Source organism: Desulfosporosinus sp. FKA, from assembly GCF_002196785.1.
Taxonomy (GTDB): Bacteria; Bacillota; Desulfitobacteriia; order Desulfitobacteriales; family Desulfitobacteriaceae; genus Desulfosporosinus; species Desulfosporosinus acididurans.
On sequence record NZ_NAHZ01000025.1, the window covers coordinates 226973 to 241131 of the forward strand.

Annotated in this window: 18 protein-coding genes and 1 pseudogene; 9 read left to right on the forward strand and 10 right to left on the reverse strand. The window is 37.2% G+C overall.

The features are described 5' to 3' along the window. Nucleotides 1-24 precede the first annotated feature (24 nt). Nucleotides 25-831 carry an NAD(P)H-dependent oxidoreductase gene (locus B5771_RS08465; RefSeq protein ID WP_088187135.1) on the forward strand — a complete coding sequence of 269 codons (807 nt, stop codon included), beginning with the start codon at nucleotides 25-27 and terminating at the stop codon, nucleotides 829-831. A 201-nt stretch (nucleotides 832-1032) separates the two neighbouring features. Here B5771_RS08465 and B5771_RS08470 read toward each other — a convergent pair whose 3' ends face one another. The 3 genes from B5771_RS08470 to B5771_RS24780 all read right to left on the reverse strand — a co-directional run bounded on the left by B5771_RS08470 (nucleotide 1033) and on the right by B5771_RS24780 (nucleotide 2393). Then, complete coding sequence (locus B5771_RS08470) at nucleotides 1033-1845, reverse strand: MerR family transcriptional regulator (RefSeq protein ID WP_088187136.1); 813 nt, start codon at nucleotides 1843-1845, stop codon at nucleotides 1033-1035. Between the two features lie 244 nt (nucleotides 1846-2089). Continuing rightward, nucleotides 2090-2245: a hypothetical protein gene (locus tag B5771_RS24775; RefSeq protein ID WP_242966789.1), complete on the reverse strand. Its 156-nt coding sequence runs from the start codon at nucleotides 2243-2245 to the stop codon at nucleotides 2090-2092. Continuing rightward, the gene (locus B5771_RS24780) at nucleotides 2229-2393 is read right to left on the reverse strand and encodes a hypothetical protein (protein WP_242966790.1); all 165 of its coding nucleotides are present in this window, start codon (nucleotides 2391-2393) and stop codon (nucleotides 2229-2231) included. Before B5771_RS24780 ends, B5771_RS24775 begins: the two co-directional genes overlap by 17 nt. A gap of 373 nt (nucleotides 2394-2766) precedes the next feature. On the opposite strand from B5771_RS24780, the pseudogene B5771_RS08480 reads away from it, so the two are divergent. Next, nucleotides 2767-2926 (forward strand): annotated as a pseudogene (locus B5771_RS08480) (aspartyl-phosphate phosphatase Spo0E family protein). Between the two features lie 66 nt (nucleotides 2927-2992). Further along, the gene (locus tag B5771_RS24255) at nucleotides 2993-3133 is read left to right on the forward strand and encodes a hypothetical protein (RefSeq protein WP_172408201.1); all 141 of its coding nucleotides are present in this window, start codon (nucleotides 2993-2995) and stop codon (nucleotides 3131-3133) included. Between the two features lie 403 nt (nucleotides 3134-3536). Here B5771_RS24255 and B5771_RS08490 read toward each other — a convergent pair whose 3' ends face one another. The 3 genes from B5771_RS08490 to B5771_RS08500 all read right to left on the reverse strand — a co-directional run bounded on the left by B5771_RS08490 (nucleotide 3537) and on the right by B5771_RS08500 (nucleotide 4720). Continuing rightward, nucleotides 3537-3779, reverse strand: coding sequence for a hypothetical protein (locus B5771_RS08490; protein ID WP_088187139.1), 243 nt, complete (start codon nucleotides 3777-3779; stop codon nucleotides 3537-3539). A 72-nt stretch (nucleotides 3780-3851) separates the two neighbouring features. After that, nucleotides 3852-4271, reverse strand: a complete 420-nt coding sequence (locus B5771_RS08495) for a hypothetical protein (RefSeq protein ID WP_088187140.1) — start codon at nucleotides 4269-4271, stop codon at nucleotides 3852-3854. Continuing rightward, entirely contained in the window at nucleotides 4268-4720 is a 453-nt protein-coding gene (locus B5771_RS08500) for a helix-turn-helix transcriptional regulator (RefSeq protein WP_088187141.1), read from the reverse strand. The genes B5771_RS08495 and B5771_RS08500 overlap by 4 nt, the downstream gene beginning before the upstream one ends. 1007 nt (nucleotides 4721-5727) lie before the next feature. Here B5771_RS08500 and B5771_RS08505 point away from each other — a divergent pair. From B5771_RS08505 to B5771_RS08520, 4 genes are all read left to right on the forward strand, one after another. Further along, nucleotides 5728-6336: a hypothetical protein gene (locus B5771_RS08505; protein WP_140417712.1), complete on the forward strand. Its 609-nt coding sequence runs from the start codon at nucleotides 5728-5730 to the stop codon at nucleotides 6334-6336. A gap of 277 nt (nucleotides 6337-6613) precedes the next feature. Further along, nucleotides 6614-6850 carry a hypothetical protein gene (locus B5771_RS08510; RefSeq protein ID WP_088187143.1) on the forward strand — a complete coding sequence of 79 codons (237 nt, stop codon included), beginning with the start codon at nucleotides 6614-6616 and terminating at the stop codon, nucleotides 6848-6850. Continuing rightward, nucleotides 6811-7716 (forward strand): recombinase family protein, encoded by a 906-nt coding sequence (locus B5771_RS08515; protein ID WP_242966802.1) that lies wholly within the window; start codon nucleotides 6811-6813, stop codon nucleotides 7714-7716. Before B5771_RS08510 ends, B5771_RS08515 begins: the two co-directional genes overlap by 40 nt. A gap of 121 nt (nucleotides 7717-7837) precedes the next feature. Then, nucleotides 7838-9055, forward strand: a complete 1218-nt coding sequence (locus B5771_RS08520) for a transposase (protein ID WP_242966791.1) — start codon at nucleotides 7838-7840, stop codon at nucleotides 9053-9055. A gap of 336 nt (nucleotides 9056-9391) precedes the next feature. Here B5771_RS08520 and B5771_RS08525 read toward each other — a convergent pair whose 3' ends face one another. From B5771_RS08525 to B5771_RS08540, 4 genes are all read right to left on the reverse strand, one after another. Then, nucleotides 9392-10579 (reverse strand): MFS transporter, encoded by a 1188-nt coding sequence (locus B5771_RS08525; RefSeq protein ID WP_088187145.1) that lies wholly within the window; start codon nucleotides 10577-10579, stop codon nucleotides 9392-9394. Between the two features lie 74 nt (nucleotides 10580-10653). Beyond that, the gene (locus tag B5771_RS08530) at nucleotides 10654-11625 is read right to left on the reverse strand and encodes a permease (protein WP_088187146.1); all 972 of its coding nucleotides are present in this window, start codon (nucleotides 11623-11625) and stop codon (nucleotides 10654-10656) included. Nucleotides 11626-11897: 272 nt separating this feature from the next. Continuing rightward, nucleotides 11898-12131, reverse strand: a complete 234-nt coding sequence (locus B5771_RS08535) for a thioredoxin family protein (RefSeq protein WP_088186112.1) — start codon at nucleotides 12129-12131, stop codon at nucleotides 11898-11900. Between the two features lie 13 nt (nucleotides 12132-12144). Continuing rightward, on the reverse strand, nucleotides 12145-12450 hold the full coding sequence (locus B5771_RS08540) for a metalloregulator ArsR/SmtB family transcription factor (RefSeq protein WP_047811418.1): 306 nt from the start codon (nucleotides 12448-12450) through the stop codon (nucleotides 12145-12147). Nucleotides 12451-12620: 170 nt separating this feature from the next. On the opposite strand from B5771_RS08540, the gene B5771_RS08545 reads away from it, so the two are divergent. Further along, nucleotides 12621-12926: a metalloregulator ArsR/SmtB family transcription factor gene (locus tag B5771_RS08545; RefSeq protein WP_088187199.1), complete on the forward strand. Its 306-nt coding sequence runs from the start codon at nucleotides 12621-12623 to the stop codon at nucleotides 12924-12926. Between the two features lie 143 nt (nucleotides 12927-13069). Then, nucleotides 13070-14131: an ACR3 family arsenite efflux transporter gene (arsB, locus tag B5771_RS08550; protein ID WP_088187147.1), complete on the forward strand. Its 1062-nt coding sequence runs from the start codon at nucleotides 13070-13072 to the stop codon at nucleotides 14129-14131. The last annotated feature ends 28 nt before the right edge of the window (nucleotides 14132-14159 follow it).

Below are 14159 nucleotides of genomic sequence, written 5' to 3' on the forward strand. Positions count from 1 at the left end.
AACATTATGAAGGGAGATAAAATAATGAGAATCTCGGTTCTAATGGGAAGTCCCAGAAAGAAAGACAGCTTTAACATTTGCAAGGAGATTGAGGAGCAAATCAAATTGTATAGTAAGACAGTGGAATTTGATTACATATTCCTCAAAGACTACAAAATTAAGGATTGTAGGGGGTGTTGTCTTTGTTTCCAAAAAAGTGAAAATAATTGTCCCTGCAGAGATGATGACCTCAACGGCATAAAAAAGCAGCTTTTTTCGGCTGACGCTTTGATTGTCGCAAGCCCAGTATACGCCTATCAGATTACAGGACAACTCAAAAGGTTTATTGATAGAATGTCCTACCTATTCCATCGGCAAGAAATGGTGGGTAAGCCGGCTTTAATTGTCGTAACCACCGACGGAGGCGGAAGCAAGCAGGTTTATAAATATCTTAAAATGGTCATGTCCGGTTGGGGGCTTGATATTGTTGGTAATCTTCAAATTGCTTCCCCAATGTATTTTGCTAAACGCAAGCCACAGGGAGCGTTCGTATACGACCAATATTACTTTGAAAAGAAAAGTAAAAAGATTAGATTAGTTTCAGCGAAATTACTAGAACGTTTGAAAGCGACGGAGAGAAGAATGCCATCATTTTACGATATTTTCATGTTTAATTGTCTCAGAAGCAAGACTTATACATCAAAAGTTGATTATACTTATTGGAAACAACAGAACTGGTTAGATAAGGAATACTTCTATGATGTAAAGCTCAATCCCTTTAAAAGAATTTTTGGTAGTGCACTGAAAGGATTTATCCATATGATGGGAGCTAAATATTTAAAAAGTGAATAAGGACGCAAATAGTTGTGAACTTTGCCTGCTATTGATCTATTTGGCTAGGAAACATATGGCTAGTGTTATAAGGGTTCTTTGGGCTACGAATATAATTACGGGATTAGTGGTTATTCGATTATGGGTCAATTTTCGTATATACCATCTAAGATTAAAACCATCCTATTTCAAGGATGGTTTATGAAACCGTAATTGGAGATTTTATTTGATTACCGGGAAACATACTTCGGTTATAAACTGGTCTGGATTATTTACTGTTCGGGGTCCATTCAGGTAAATGTCATAGGGTGCTCCGGCATTCTTATAATCGTTTTCTTCAATCCATTTCATGACTTTTGCATATGCCGCGCCTAATTTTGAATAAGGCCCAATAAATGTTGTACAAGCAGTTAAACCTCCCATGAATTCTTTGAGGTTGTCACTTTTTTCAGTACTGACTTTCTTGATGATTGGAATACAAATTTCAATATCAGCGTTTTCCACGTCGAATTCCTTATCGTAGTAAACTGTCATCACCGGTCCGGACGGTTGGAGGTTCATATGGTAGATATCCTCAAATACCTTTCCGATAACATTACTGATATTTTCCATGCTGGTTGTTGCCCTTCTGCTGGCAACAGTTAAGGTTTCTCTTTCTTTTAATTCAACTTTTAAATCTTGAGTTTCCATTAAATTACCTCCCGACTCAATTTTTATAATTTTCGATTGGATAAGATTTCTTAGTTTTAGGTTTCTTTGCATCTCATTGTCGATTTCTGCGATTTTATTCATCAGAAATTCTTTCAACAAAGCCGCATTCTGCCTGTCTAATACAACTTTAATTTCCTCAAGCTTCAGGCCATATTCCTTAAGTTCCGATATCAATAGGATTATTAAAACCTGTTCATCGGAGTAATACCGATACTGATTCTCACTGTCTACATGAATAGGCTTTAGCAGGTCGATATCATCATAATAACGAAGTGTCTTTGTTGAAACTTTTCCGATTTTAGAAAACTGCCCTATTGTGTACACAAACATTCTCCTTTCTGTCGACGCTATAAGTATAAACCTTCCAGTTAAGGGTAAAGTCAATAAATTATTTTGATTCTCCGTGAATTAATAGTCATAAATTGCTAGCAAGGTATAAGGGTGGTTGAATCTCGATAGAAAATTGTAAATCCTGATAATACCTTTAATTTTAATTCAACCATGTTAAAAACCGCCCCACATCAAGGGCGGCTTAATAGATATCATACCTTAAGATAAACTGATTGTTTTATTTTGCCGTAATACTAACGGTACTCGACGCATTCAACAGGTCATCGACAACAACACTTAAAAGTTCCAAATCAAATGGTTTATCTAATATATAATCGATTTTGTAATGACGAGCTAAATCATCCATTTCTTGCTTGTCAGCGTATGCAGACATCAAGATCACTTTCATATTCGGATTGAAACCAAGTAATCTCTTCCGAAGCAGCTGTGCCTACTTTGTAACCTTTAGAGGAAAAGAGGTCTTCTAAAAGTATTCGAATTCCCGGATTGTCATCAACCACTAGTAAAGAACTCTGTTTCAACAGGCATCCATCTCTCTTTCAAAAGATTTCTTAGATAGTCCTTATTGGGTGAGCTGTTTCTTTTCTAATCGGTACTATGATTTAGGGAATAAGTGGCATATTTTACATAATATTAAGAATATTCTTCATAGAATTCTGAAATCCTTTCTCTTGAGAGAGGAAAAGATTCTGTTTTGGGCTTTACTGGGATCTTTCGCATCAAAGGATTCAAGGGATGAAATTCAGTACAAAAACAATTAAATTTTATTATCGTTTCATGAATATAATAGGATGACAAATATTGTCGGATATATTGATTCTAATCAACACCCGGAATATAATATCAATTGTGTTGAGATAATGTCTAAAATTACCATTTTGAGTGAGACGATGAATGAGTGCTGTAGAAATACTGAAGTCTATTGAGATTTTACGAGGAAAATTAAATACTTTGGGGTCAAATAAACCACTCGTCGACCCTGAAGTTATTCAACTTAGTCAGAGGCTCGATTTATTATTAAATGCATATTTACAGCAGGAGAGATGTTGCTTAAGTTGAGAATAGTTTTATAAAAGTTATCATACATACTTAATATGATCATGTTTTAGGGGGGAGACTTATGGACGCACCTGAGCGAATAATCTTACTTCGTGATGCCGATAAATGCGAAATTAACCCTGAATTAATGGATGCAAGAAATAAGTTTACCGTAGGACAGTTAGAAAATGAGTATTTTCAATGGTTGGATGAATTAATATAAAAAAGTAAAGCGACCTTCAGCTTATAAAGTGCTGAGGTCGCTTTTTTTTATGCAAAAAATAACTCCCACAATTTTGATGAGAGTAAAAAAGAAGGTTGGATATATGTGCGGCTTATTATTTCTGACCTTTTTCTAGACCGCGTATATACCCATGAATATAGGAAGATCTAAGACTTGGCTTATACAATATCAAAAAGGCCGTCAATGTACCAGTAAGCCCCATGACTACTGTCATTAGCTGTTCGTATGCCAATGATCTCACGAAAGGGCTCCAAATGAACCCGATAAAAAGTAAAAATGCAACTATAAAAAGCAATATTTTGGTAATACCTTTCATAAAATTCACTCCTTCCTTTGGAAGATTAGTTTACTCAATTTAGTTAATTTATTCTGAATTATGGAACTAGGACGAACCAATTACACTATGGTTTTCAGTTGAGTCTGAATCAATTTCCTTTGGCCTTTCATACTCAAGCAATCGTTTGAGTAGAGCTGAGAACTCGGATGTATCCGTTACGAGTTCAAGATAAGTCTCATTTTTAGGGTCATCAGGATACATAACAAATGAAAGTTTTCCCGGTTCTGTTTCATAAATCTCAAGTACGATTTCATTTTCGATAATTTCAATTTTTAATTTACCAGGCATTGGATTCATCTCCCGTAAAAGGAGTAGTTTGTTCACAGTTATTATAGAACAAACCGTTTCTTAAAAGACAAGTTAATGCGTTAACATATAATCTTTGTAAGGCTCTAAAATTACAAAGCTGGATACCAAAGCTAAGATAATTAGAAAAATTGCGATAATCCAAAGAGCACGGCCAACAATCTTTGCTCTCTCAGGAAAAAGTTTAATAGCAATAATCGCGTTTATAGTATCTATAGTTTCCAAAGCACTTTTTAGATTACGTATAATACTATCTCGTATTTTTACAGTGCCCAGATTCTCAATCGAAGGGATTTTCATTAGATTGTCTTGAAATCTCATGATCAGAAAGGCACCTATAATGGCTCCTGACAGAAATGTAAGACCCGTAAGACTCAAATCTTTGATTCGAACAGTAGTACCATAGCCTAGTTTATCCTCAAAAAGATCCCAGAATCGGACAATTATCCATTCAAATCCTTGAGGTTCGATCATTTTTCACCATCCCCATTTTGAGGTAATACTCGAGCCATAAAATCCCTATATACCTTAGAAAACTCATCATAAAGTTCTTGTCGCTGTTCGTCAGTAATCTTACCAGTTTTCACTAAGCGTCGCAATTCAGCTAAGGCCAATTGGGTAGACTCTTGATCCTTCAATTCTTCCGCAGTAAAAATTGGGACTCGACTATAACGATTAAATAAATCAACTTCACCTTCGAGACCAAGGTCATAGATTTCAACGAGATTATAAAGTAACTGGTCACTTGGTGATTTATTTCCCTTTTCGATTTCAGACAAATACTGGAACGATACTCCAAGTTTGGAGGCAACGGTTTTTTGAGTTAAGTTTCTCTCAGTTCTAAGAGAGGCAAGGCATTCACCGGCTCGAATTTGTTTTAATCTATTTAATTCATCCTCTGTAAGTTTCCCTAATTCTGACATTTTATATCCCTCTCCAGTCAATTTGTAATAATTTCCTGTAGAAAACACAAATAAATCCTGTTGAATTTTATTAAACCAAACGGTTGAATCATTTATTAGTTGAACCGTTGAAACATGTCTCAATTAGTATTATACATCATTGTTAGCTGTTTATCTCAAAACAATTTATGAAAGTAGGTGGTTATCTTTAAACACTATGACTCGTTGATTAAATCGCAAAACTATAGTGGAGGAATTATATGAAGTATGTGTATATCTGTAGTCCATATCGTGGCGATGTTGACTACCATGTGGCTAAGGCCCAATTTTACTGTCAGAACTCTTGGAAAAATAAGCCCTGAAGTTACAATCAATAATTTTAAAGTAAGAAACCAATTACACAAAATTTCTTATACTCCCCAGTTCTCGGCTTAATATTAGCTGATTTCATTTTTGGAGTGTTGCTTTCGCTTAGAAACAGTAATTTTAGTTTCAGTAAACTGCCCCAATTTGTTGAAACGAGCTTGGTTCCTTATATTGGTGGCCTTTTGGTGCTAGCTGTCTTTTCAATGTGAACGCTGAACTTGGGGCGCTATTTTTTACTCTTGCCGCCACAATTACTGCAAAATTCTTGGCTGATATTGTAACCAAAGCAGGGCAATTATTTAATGGGCTTCAGATTCAGAGTCCGATCACAGTTGGACAGCCGTAATCCGTTCCCGTAGAACCCGCTGCGGAGGTAAAACAATAATATGAAAGATGTATGTGCTGAATGTGATAGACGCTCCTATTGTATGTATCCTTGCCAAGAATGGCTAGACGAGAATAAAAAGTGTCCAATAAAGTGCGAGTAGGATAGACAGATTAAAAACCCCGGCGGCTTGTGTCGTCGGGGTATGTATCCTTAATAATTGAGAAAAAATTATAAGATAAGGAAATATTTAATAAATCTACCTAATGATATTTATATAAGATTCCGATATAAAAATAGGAAGTTCATTTATGTTCATATGGTAAGGAAGGTGTTTTTGTTGAAAATCAATTCTCTTTCTTCTCGGCAATCATTAGTTCCAAACATGATTAATAAATCAAATTTAGACAATAATTTTGAAGTTGAATCACAGGATTCATCTGAATTATTAAAAATGAAACAGCTTGTTTATAGTGATGCTCCAAAGGCAGCTAACTCTCAAACAAATAGCATAAATATTAAACCGGGTGAGATAAAGAATATTGGGAATATTGAGGGCTATCCATTAAACATTAGTTTTGATGCTAACGGTATGATGTCAACTAGTTTTTCGATACCTATTCATTCAAGTGTAGGTGCAGTTACGCCTGAAGATATGTTTGCGGCAAATGTTGCTTCGAGTTATACGCCAGCACAAATTAATAAGGCAAACTCAATTGTTAGTAGGTTTCAACTTTTAAATTCGGTAGCCAATGGGACTATGTCAGTTAATCAATACAATTCAACAGATTTTGGACAGAACACCATGTCAACGTCAGAATTGTTGACTTCACTTGGTATTGATGTATCAAAATCATTCTCTTTTAACGGAAAGAGTTTTTATTTAGATAATCAAGGTAATCTTCACGCTTCGCTGCCAGCTAGTCAGTTAAATGCTATACAATAGAAATATCTAGATGCCTTGTGGAATATGAATGGATCAAGGAAATAGAGGCTCCTTTCTAACTAAGGATAGGAGGCTTACACTGTGCTAAGAAAACTATTTATATTGGACTCAAACGACTGGCTTTCGTTAAAGACTTATTTATTTAAGTCCTTAACTAATACTTGCTATCCACCCATACAAGAGCTATCATGTCCTACACCCGAACAAAACAGGGCGTAGGATATTTTCATACTACCAATATGTTCCCACAAGCCTCTCACGGAAGGAGATGAGCCACATGAAAAAAATACGCACCATCGAGAAAACGCCAGTCTTCAATGAGCCTTTCAAAAAGCTTAGAGTTTGCGCCTACGTGCGTGTTTCGACAAACCAAGCTGAACAGCAAGAAAGTTTTTCAGCCCAAGTCCAACATTACACTTCCTATATAAATAAGATCCAGAATGGACCTTTTCAGGCATTTATAGCGACCAGGGTATATCCAGCAAGAACGCAGCAAAACGACCAGAGTTTATGAGGATGGTTCAGGATGCCGAGAATAAGAAGTTCGATCTTATTATAACGAAGTCCATTAGCCGCTTAGCTAGGAATACAGCCGATTGTTTGGAAACTGTCCGTAAACTTAAGCTTCTAGGGATTGCTGTCCAGTTCGAAAAAGAGGCGATAAATACTCTAACCGCTGAAAGCGAACTTATGCTTAGCATTTTGAGCTCAGTAGCCGAGGAGGAATTGGCCTCAATTTCTCAAAACATGCATTGGAGTAACCAACGCCGGTTTAAGAAAGGTAAGTTCTCAGTTAACACAAAACGCTTCCTTGGCTATGATAAAGACCGAGAGGGAGATCTAATAATAAACGAGGATCAAGCCGCCATTGTCAGGAGAATCTTTAAAAATTATCTTTCCGATCTGGGTGCTTCCCGAATAGCTAAAGGACTTGAAGCTGATGAAATTAATAATATCTCCGGGCGGGTTAAATGGGCCGAATCAAGCATCCGCGATATTTTGAAAAATGAGAAGTATGCCGGAGACGCACGACTTCAAAAGACCATTACAACGGCCCTATATAATAGGAAGAAAAATTCTGGCGAAGCCCCAATGTACTATGTGAAGGATAGCCACCCAGCTATTATTAGCCGAGAGGATTTTGAGAAAGTCCAAGATATAATGGCAGATAGAGCCAAGTCAAGAGGAAACGTTGAGGGTAATCGAGAGAAATACACAAATCGATATGCCATAACTGGAACCATTGTTTGCGGCCACTGTGGAAAAACATTTAAAAGGCATATAGACAATTGCGGTACGGTTGCCGAATCTATTTGTTGGATTTGTAGCACATATATAATGGGAAGAAAAAAATCGTGCGGTATGGGGACAGCAGTTTAGCCTCTACCACAATTAAATCATTGATCTCACTGGTAATATTACAGATTTCAGAAGTGTATCAAATTCGGACTTTTTTCTCTCTCTTGCTTCCTGCTAAAATCAGATTGGAAGAGAGGATGAAATGCGAAAGAACTACTTTGTAAAATTGGTAAAATACATGAAAAATGTTTATCAGATTGATCATGGTTTGAATCAATTATCTGACGGAAGAGTTAACCCTACTTATTGCACGGGTCAAGTTATTCTGCCGGTGCTTTTAGGCTTCTTACTCAGGATAAAAAGCTTTAATGAACTGAATTTCATGATAAAGAATAATGAGTTCAGCAAACTGTTTCCCCGGGGGACAAAATTGCCAAAGATTGATGCTATTAGAGATACACTTAAAGTAATGGATATAGATGGACTAAAACAAGTCAATCAGAATATCGTAAAAACAGCCGTTGAGAATAAAGTTTTCGATAATGGAACGATTGATGGATATACTGTGGTTGCCATCGATGGCACAAAATTCTTCGGTAGTAATAAGAAAAGCTGTCCAGAATGCTTGAAAAATACCAAAGGCAATAAGATCCATAGTTTCCATAGTGGCGCTGTCATATCAACAGTAGGTAAAGGCCCCAAACTGGTGATTGGCTTTGAAATGTACAAGCCCGGAGAAGATTCTGCTTCAAAGGATGAGGGTGAGCTGAACGTTGCGAAAAGGCTGCTTTCAAGCATCATGAAGAGACAAAAAAGATTAATGGATGTTGTCGTTTATGATGCCCTTGCCTGTAATTCAGTTTGGATTAACCACTGCAAAAATCTCGGCATCGGTACAATTGTCCGAGCAAAAAACAATAATAATAAGAGTTTGCGGTCAGCAAGAAAGAAGACAAATAAGTCCAAGACAGTTGATGTATGGGAAGATGAAAGAGGATTTGAGAAAGTTGAAGTTTATGAGTCAATATTTACGATGGACAATGTTGAGCAACCCTTGCGCTTTGTAAAATTTGCAATGAAACATAAGGACAAGAAGCGCACACAGATTATGATCGTAACGACATGTAATGATATGGCGCTTAAGACCTTGTTCAAAATAATTAGAGCACGTTGGGATATAGAGAACTCAATCTTTAACAACCTGAAAAGTGAATGTGGCTTAGAGCATTGTTTTGTGCACGGTGGGAATGCCGTAGAAGCAGTGCTCAATTTGATCTTTATTTCATCGAATATTACGCAGCTGTTCTTAGTAAGGCGGCTGAGAGATCATTTTACAACTCAACGAGAAATGGTAAGGCTTTTATTGAAAGGCCTATATCTAATGAAGTATAAAGATGAACTGGTTTTTAGCAGCTCATAAAGATTAGGCAATTAGAAATGAAGTGTAATTTTGGGGTAAGGGGAGACGTATCCTCGGAATAGTTAAAATAAGTAAATAGTGTAGATATAATACATACTAAGAGAATACTTCAATTAATATCGGTTGGAATCCTACAAAAGCTAAATCGCTGGTAATTTGCTACTGTAGATGAAATACATTTGGCGTTACTTTATTATTTGTGGTAATTGTGTCTAAGTGGGGTAATGTGATTAATGAACGAACTAATTTATTACGAAAAAATGACCTTGCTGTCGAGGAAATTTACACCTTAAGCAAGGTCATAATTGTTATAGGGAGGCTTTTAATAATGACAGTTCATACCTTAGCTTGATTCCCAGTGATTCCAACGACATGTCCACGAATGAAAACAAAACTTAAGCAAAGAGTAATAACTAAGGCAACTCCATAGATAATGAATAGCTGCAATAGTCCAAAAGTTGCTATGAGTCTGCTTCCAATGGCCGTGCCAACACCACCGCCTCCCATAAAGCAGAAGGCAACGAGTGACATGGCCGCTCCTCGTGCTTTTTGGGCAAATTCTGTGGCCCTGGTCAATAATGTCGAGTGCGTAAAGATAAAGCCAAGTCCTAACAGAGCGACTCCTAAAATAAGCAGGATTAGATTTGTACCCAAAGAATAGAGAATAAAGTCAGCCAGGGCAGCAAATAGCAATCCAAAAGTTAATACCGTTCTGGCCCCAACTTTTTGTGAGAGCTTACCACTTAAACGTCCTCCTATAACCGACATAATTCCAAAACCTGTCATGATGAGACCGATATAAAAGAAATTAAAGTGATAAGTTTGTGCTATATAGGAGCCAATGTAGGAAAAACTGCCAACGATAAAAATCCCTTCGAGCACGACTATAAAATACGTGAGGAGACTTTCGGAAGTCGCCAAAAGTCTTTTGTAGGGTGCTAGTAGTTTACTGTTAGGATTTTTATCAGAGGGCAGACTTTTGTAGTTTTTAAGAAGTAAAATTGTTGGGATTAGAGAAAAAACAGAATAGGCCGCAAAAACCCCTCGCCAGTTCAGAAAAAAGGCAATGGTTCCGCCAATGGCCATACTCAAGCCTTGGCCGAGAAAAGAGATGCCCATAAAACTGCCAATTGCACCTTGTCGCTCTTGAAGAGGAAAGACATCGCCAATTAAGGCCAAGGAAATTGGCATTACTGAAGCAGCAAACAATCCTGTCAAAGCCCTGAAAAGGGCTAGACTCGTCAAGCTGCTACCGAAAGCACAGAGACCTGTCGCAATAGTAAAAGCAATCATGGAAAATGTAATCACTTGTTTTTTGCCATAGCGATCGGCAAGCGGTCCAAAGATAACCTGAAAAATACCAAAAGGAATCATGTAAGCACTGATTAATAAGCCGGCCTTTGCTATATCAATGTTCAAATTTTGAGAAATTGCGGGTAATAAGGGAGAAACGACCCAATTATCTGCCATAACGATAAATCCGGCCAAACCGAGCAAGGCGATAAGATTCTTCTTCACGTTCATACACCTCGTTTCACTAATCTTAGGGGGTTGAGAATAAACTTAGTCTCAAAACAACCAATGAGTTTAAGAGTAAATTATGAAATGATAAAGTTAAACATATAACCCGTAAAAATGATTCCACAGCCGACAATAGTCACGAAAATCACAAGCAGTTTTGGCTTTAAAACCTTACGCAGTAAGATCATTTCTGGAATGCTCAAGGCGGTAACCGCCATCATGAAAGCAAGTGCGGTGCCCATAGCGACACCTGCTCTGGTTAACTCACTGACCAGCGGAATGACTCCAGCAGCATTCGAATATAACGGGATGCCGAAGAGAACCGCGACCAACACAGCAAAAGGATTGTTTTTCCCGGCGTATTTGGCCAGCGCATCCTTAGGGATCCATCCGTGCATAAATCCCCCAATCGCAATACCTATCACGACATAAATCCATATTTTTTTAATGAGATCCAATGTGAAAACCCAGGCATCACGAAGTCTTTCATTTAACGCTGGAATAGGTATTTCGAGACCATCATTATCAATTTCAATTTCATAGACATAGCCCTCGACATACTTTTCTAACCCGAGCTTGCCTAAGATGAGACCACTGATGATGGCGATGATTTCTCCAGAAGCAATATAAATGAGGGCAATTTTTAATCCGAAAAGACTGTATAAGAGCCCGAGAGCTACTTCATTAACCATTGGGGCAGCAACTAAATAAGAGAATGTTACCCCTAAGGGAATACCGGCTTCAACAAAGCCTATAAACAAGGGTACCGCTGAACAAGAACAAAATGGAGTGACGATTCCCAGCAGAGCTGCGAGGATGTGAGCAAGAAAGGTATGTCCTTTTTTATTGGCAAGAATTTTACGGGTTTTTTCTGGTGGAAAGAAACTGCGAATAAAGGTAATGGCATAGATGATAAAGAAAAGAAGGATGAAGATCTTGATGGTGTCGTAGACAAAAAAGTTGAGCGCACTTCCAAGTTTTGAATCTTTGGCAATATTAAATACGGAGTAGATCAGCCAGTCAGCTAAGTTTTGAGTCCAGGTAAACATATAATCACTTCCTCTATTACTATTTTAATGGGTTATTTGTTTGGAAAATGGTGCGGCTATTGTCTATAACTCGATAAGAAAGACGCACCTGATAAAAGTTCACCCCCAAAACAAAAATAAGTAATTAAGTATTTTCTAATATTATTATAATATGTAATTATTATTTTTCAAGAGAAGCAGGCCTAAAAAGAGAAAAAAAACCGTCATCCTCAGATGGCGGTTTTAAAGTTAAGTATCATGGTTAATGATAGGCAAGGAACCTTTGCTTAATCTTATGCTTGAATTAACTTCTTAATTTCTGCAGTAGACAATACTTTTCCGTAGGATTTAACCTTTTCATCAATCACAAATCCAGGGGTTCTCATGACGCCATACTTCATGACTTCTTTAATATCCTCAACTTTTGTTATTGAGGCATCGATTCCCATTTCTGCAATAGCCGCTCTAGCATTAGCCTCTAATTTCTTACAGTTGGCACAACCGCTGCCTAGAATTTTAATCTCCATTTTCGGTTCCTCCTTAAGTAATTGATTCTTGAATGCTCTTAATATGGGCAATAGCAAAATCATCCGTTAGTTTGATAATTGATTTTACTTTCTCATTGCTAATACGGTAATGAACATTGAGACCAACTCTCTCGCTGACGAGTAGACCGGCCTCTTTGAGGATCTTTAAGTGTTGTGATAAGTTAGATTGGCTAAATTCTACATCTTCAGTGAGTTTACAGACACATTTCGGTTCATCAAGCAAAAATTTGACAATCTTATAACGAATAGGATGGCCTAGCGCCTTTAAAACTTTGGCACTCAATTCAATTTGGTTCATAATGTTCACCTTTTTCGGCATAATTGCTTTGTTAATTAATTATATTATAAAATACTTATATAATCAATTTCAAGTTATTCATCTTTAATGAATGTCACAAAGAAAACTAAACTAAACTAAAATACAAATGCCACTTGTTCATATCAAAAAAACTTGATATAATTTCCTCTATGATAGATATAGTTAAAATTTCTAAAGCTCTAAGCGATCCTATTCGCTATAAGATTTTATTGATGCTCCTCAACCATAAAGGATGTACATCATCTCAATGTGAGTCGGATATGAATGGCGTGTGCAATTGTGAGATTATGGAGGAGTTTGGTATGATTCAGTCTCGTGTTTCATACCACATGAAAGAACTCTGCGAAAGTGGGCTAGTTACAGAACTGCCCAAGGGAAAGTGGAAATATTATACTCTTAATAAGGAGGCAATACGAGAGTATAGCAAAGAATTGGGGGTTATTTTTCAACTATAACCCCTATTATTATGAATTTAATCATCAAAATTTATTGATACGACTAGAGGGCTTTGAGTTATTGTGATATTTCAACACACTTCACCTATGATTAAGCTTATATTTTTTTATGAATAATCAAATAAAATTGGAGACGATAAATAATGAATCAAGATAAACCTGTTAGTCGCAAACTCTCTACTCTGGACCGATATTTAACGTTGTGGATTTTTTTGGCTATGGCAGTTGGGGTGGGATTAGGATACTTTGTTCCTTCGTTTTCTCAATTTCTTGATCACTTGTCAGTTGGAACGACATCAATACCGATTGCTCTTGGTTTAATCGTTATGATGTATCCCCCTTTAGCTAAAGTTAATTACAGAGAAATTGGGAAAGTTTTCAAAAATGGCCGAGTTTTAGGCTTGTCCTTGATTCAGAACTGGGTGATAGGACCTATTCTTATGTTTTTACTCGCAATCATCTTTTTACGTGGATATCCTCAGTATATGGTTGGGTTAATTCTCATTGGATTGGCCCGCTGTATTGCCATGGTGATTGTATGGAACAGTTTAGCTGAAGGAGATTCAGAGTACGCAGCGGCCCTGGTAGCCTTTAACTCTGTATTTCAAGTGTTGTTTTATTCCGTCTATGCCTATTTGTTTATTACGGTTTTGCCGGGAGTATTTGGCCTGAAAGGAATGCAGGTCCATGTTTCGATGGGTGATGTTGCAGCCAGCGTAGGAATCTATCTGGGTATACCATTCCTGGGAGGTATGCTGACCAGGCTTTTCTTAGAACCGGCTAAGGGAACTGATTGGTACAAAGGTGTATTTGTTCCCAAAATAAGCCCATTAGCGTTGATCGCTTTGTTATTTACCATCGTTATTATGTTCAGTTATCAAGGTCGTTATATTGTTCAGTTACCACTTGATGTTGTAAAGATAGGCCTTCCGCTCGTTATTTATTTTGCTGTTATGTTCACGCTGTCCTTTTTTATTAGTAAACGGATGGGTATTAATTACGCCCAAACAACAAGTTTATCGTTTACTGCGGCGAGCAATAATTTTGAGTTGGCAATAGCCGTTGCAGTCGCTATGTTCGGAATTCAGTCCGGTCAGGCATTTGCCGCTGTGATAGGGCCGTTGATTGAAGTGCCGGTTATGATTGCTCTTGTAAACGTTGCTTTGAGCTGGCGTCAAAAATACTTTGGATTGCAAAAAAGTTAATTGCATAGAAATTAATTTTCTAATGAGG

Coding starts and splice junctions, on each gene's coding strand:
- B5771_RS08495 (WP_088187140.1), bottom strand. CDS start 4,271: ATGATCGAACCTCAAGGATTTGAATGGATAATTGTCCGATTCTGGGAT.
- B5771_RS08510 (WP_088187143.1), top strand. CDS start 6,614: ATGAAAAAAATACGCACCATCGAGAAAACGCCAGTCTTCAATGAGCCT.
- B5771_RS24255 (WP_172408201.1), top strand. CDS start 2,993: ATGGACGCACCTGAGCGAATAATCTTACTTCGTGATGCCGATAAATGC.
- B5771_RS08500 (WP_088187141.1), bottom strand. CDS start 4,720: ATGTCAGAATTAGGGAAACTTACAGAGGATGAATTAAATAGATTAAAA.
- B5771_RS24775 (WP_242966789.1), bottom strand. CDS start 2,245: ATGTCTGCATACGCTGACAAGCAAGAAATGGATGATTTAGCTCGTCAT.
- B5771_RS08535 (WP_088186112.1), bottom strand. CDS start 12,131: ATGGAGATTAAAATTCTAGGCAGCGGTTGTGCCAACTGTAAGAAATTA.
- B5771_RS08490 (WP_088187139.1), bottom strand. CDS start 3,779: ATGCCTGGTAAATTAAAAATTGAAATTATCGAAAATGAAATCGTACTT.
- B5771_RS08540 (WP_047811418.1), bottom strand. CDS start 12,450: ATGAACCAAATTGAATTGAGTGCCAAAGTTTTAAAGGCGCTAGGCCAT.
- B5771_RS08545 (WP_088187199.1), top strand. CDS start 12,621: ATGATAGATATAGTTAAAATTTCTAAAGCTCTAAGCGATCCTATTCGC.
- B5771_RS08530 (WP_088187146.1), bottom strand. CDS start 11,625: ATGTTTACCTGGACTCAAAACTTAGCTGACTGGCTGATCTACTCCGTA.
- B5771_RS08525 (WP_088187145.1), bottom strand. CDS start 10,579: ATGAACGTGAAGAAGAATCTTATCGCCTTGCTCGGTTTGGCCGGATTT.
- arsB (WP_088187147.1), top strand. CDS start 13,070: ATGAATCAAGATAAACCTGTTAGTCGCAAACTCTCTACTCTGGACCGA.
- B5771_RS08520 (WP_242966791.1), top strand. CDS start 7,838: ATGCGAAAGAACTACTTTGTAAAATTGGTAAAATACATGAAAAATGTT.
- B5771_RS08465 (WP_088187135.1), top strand. CDS start 25: ATGAGAATCTCGGTTCTAATGGGAAGTCCCAGAAAGAAAGACAGCTTT.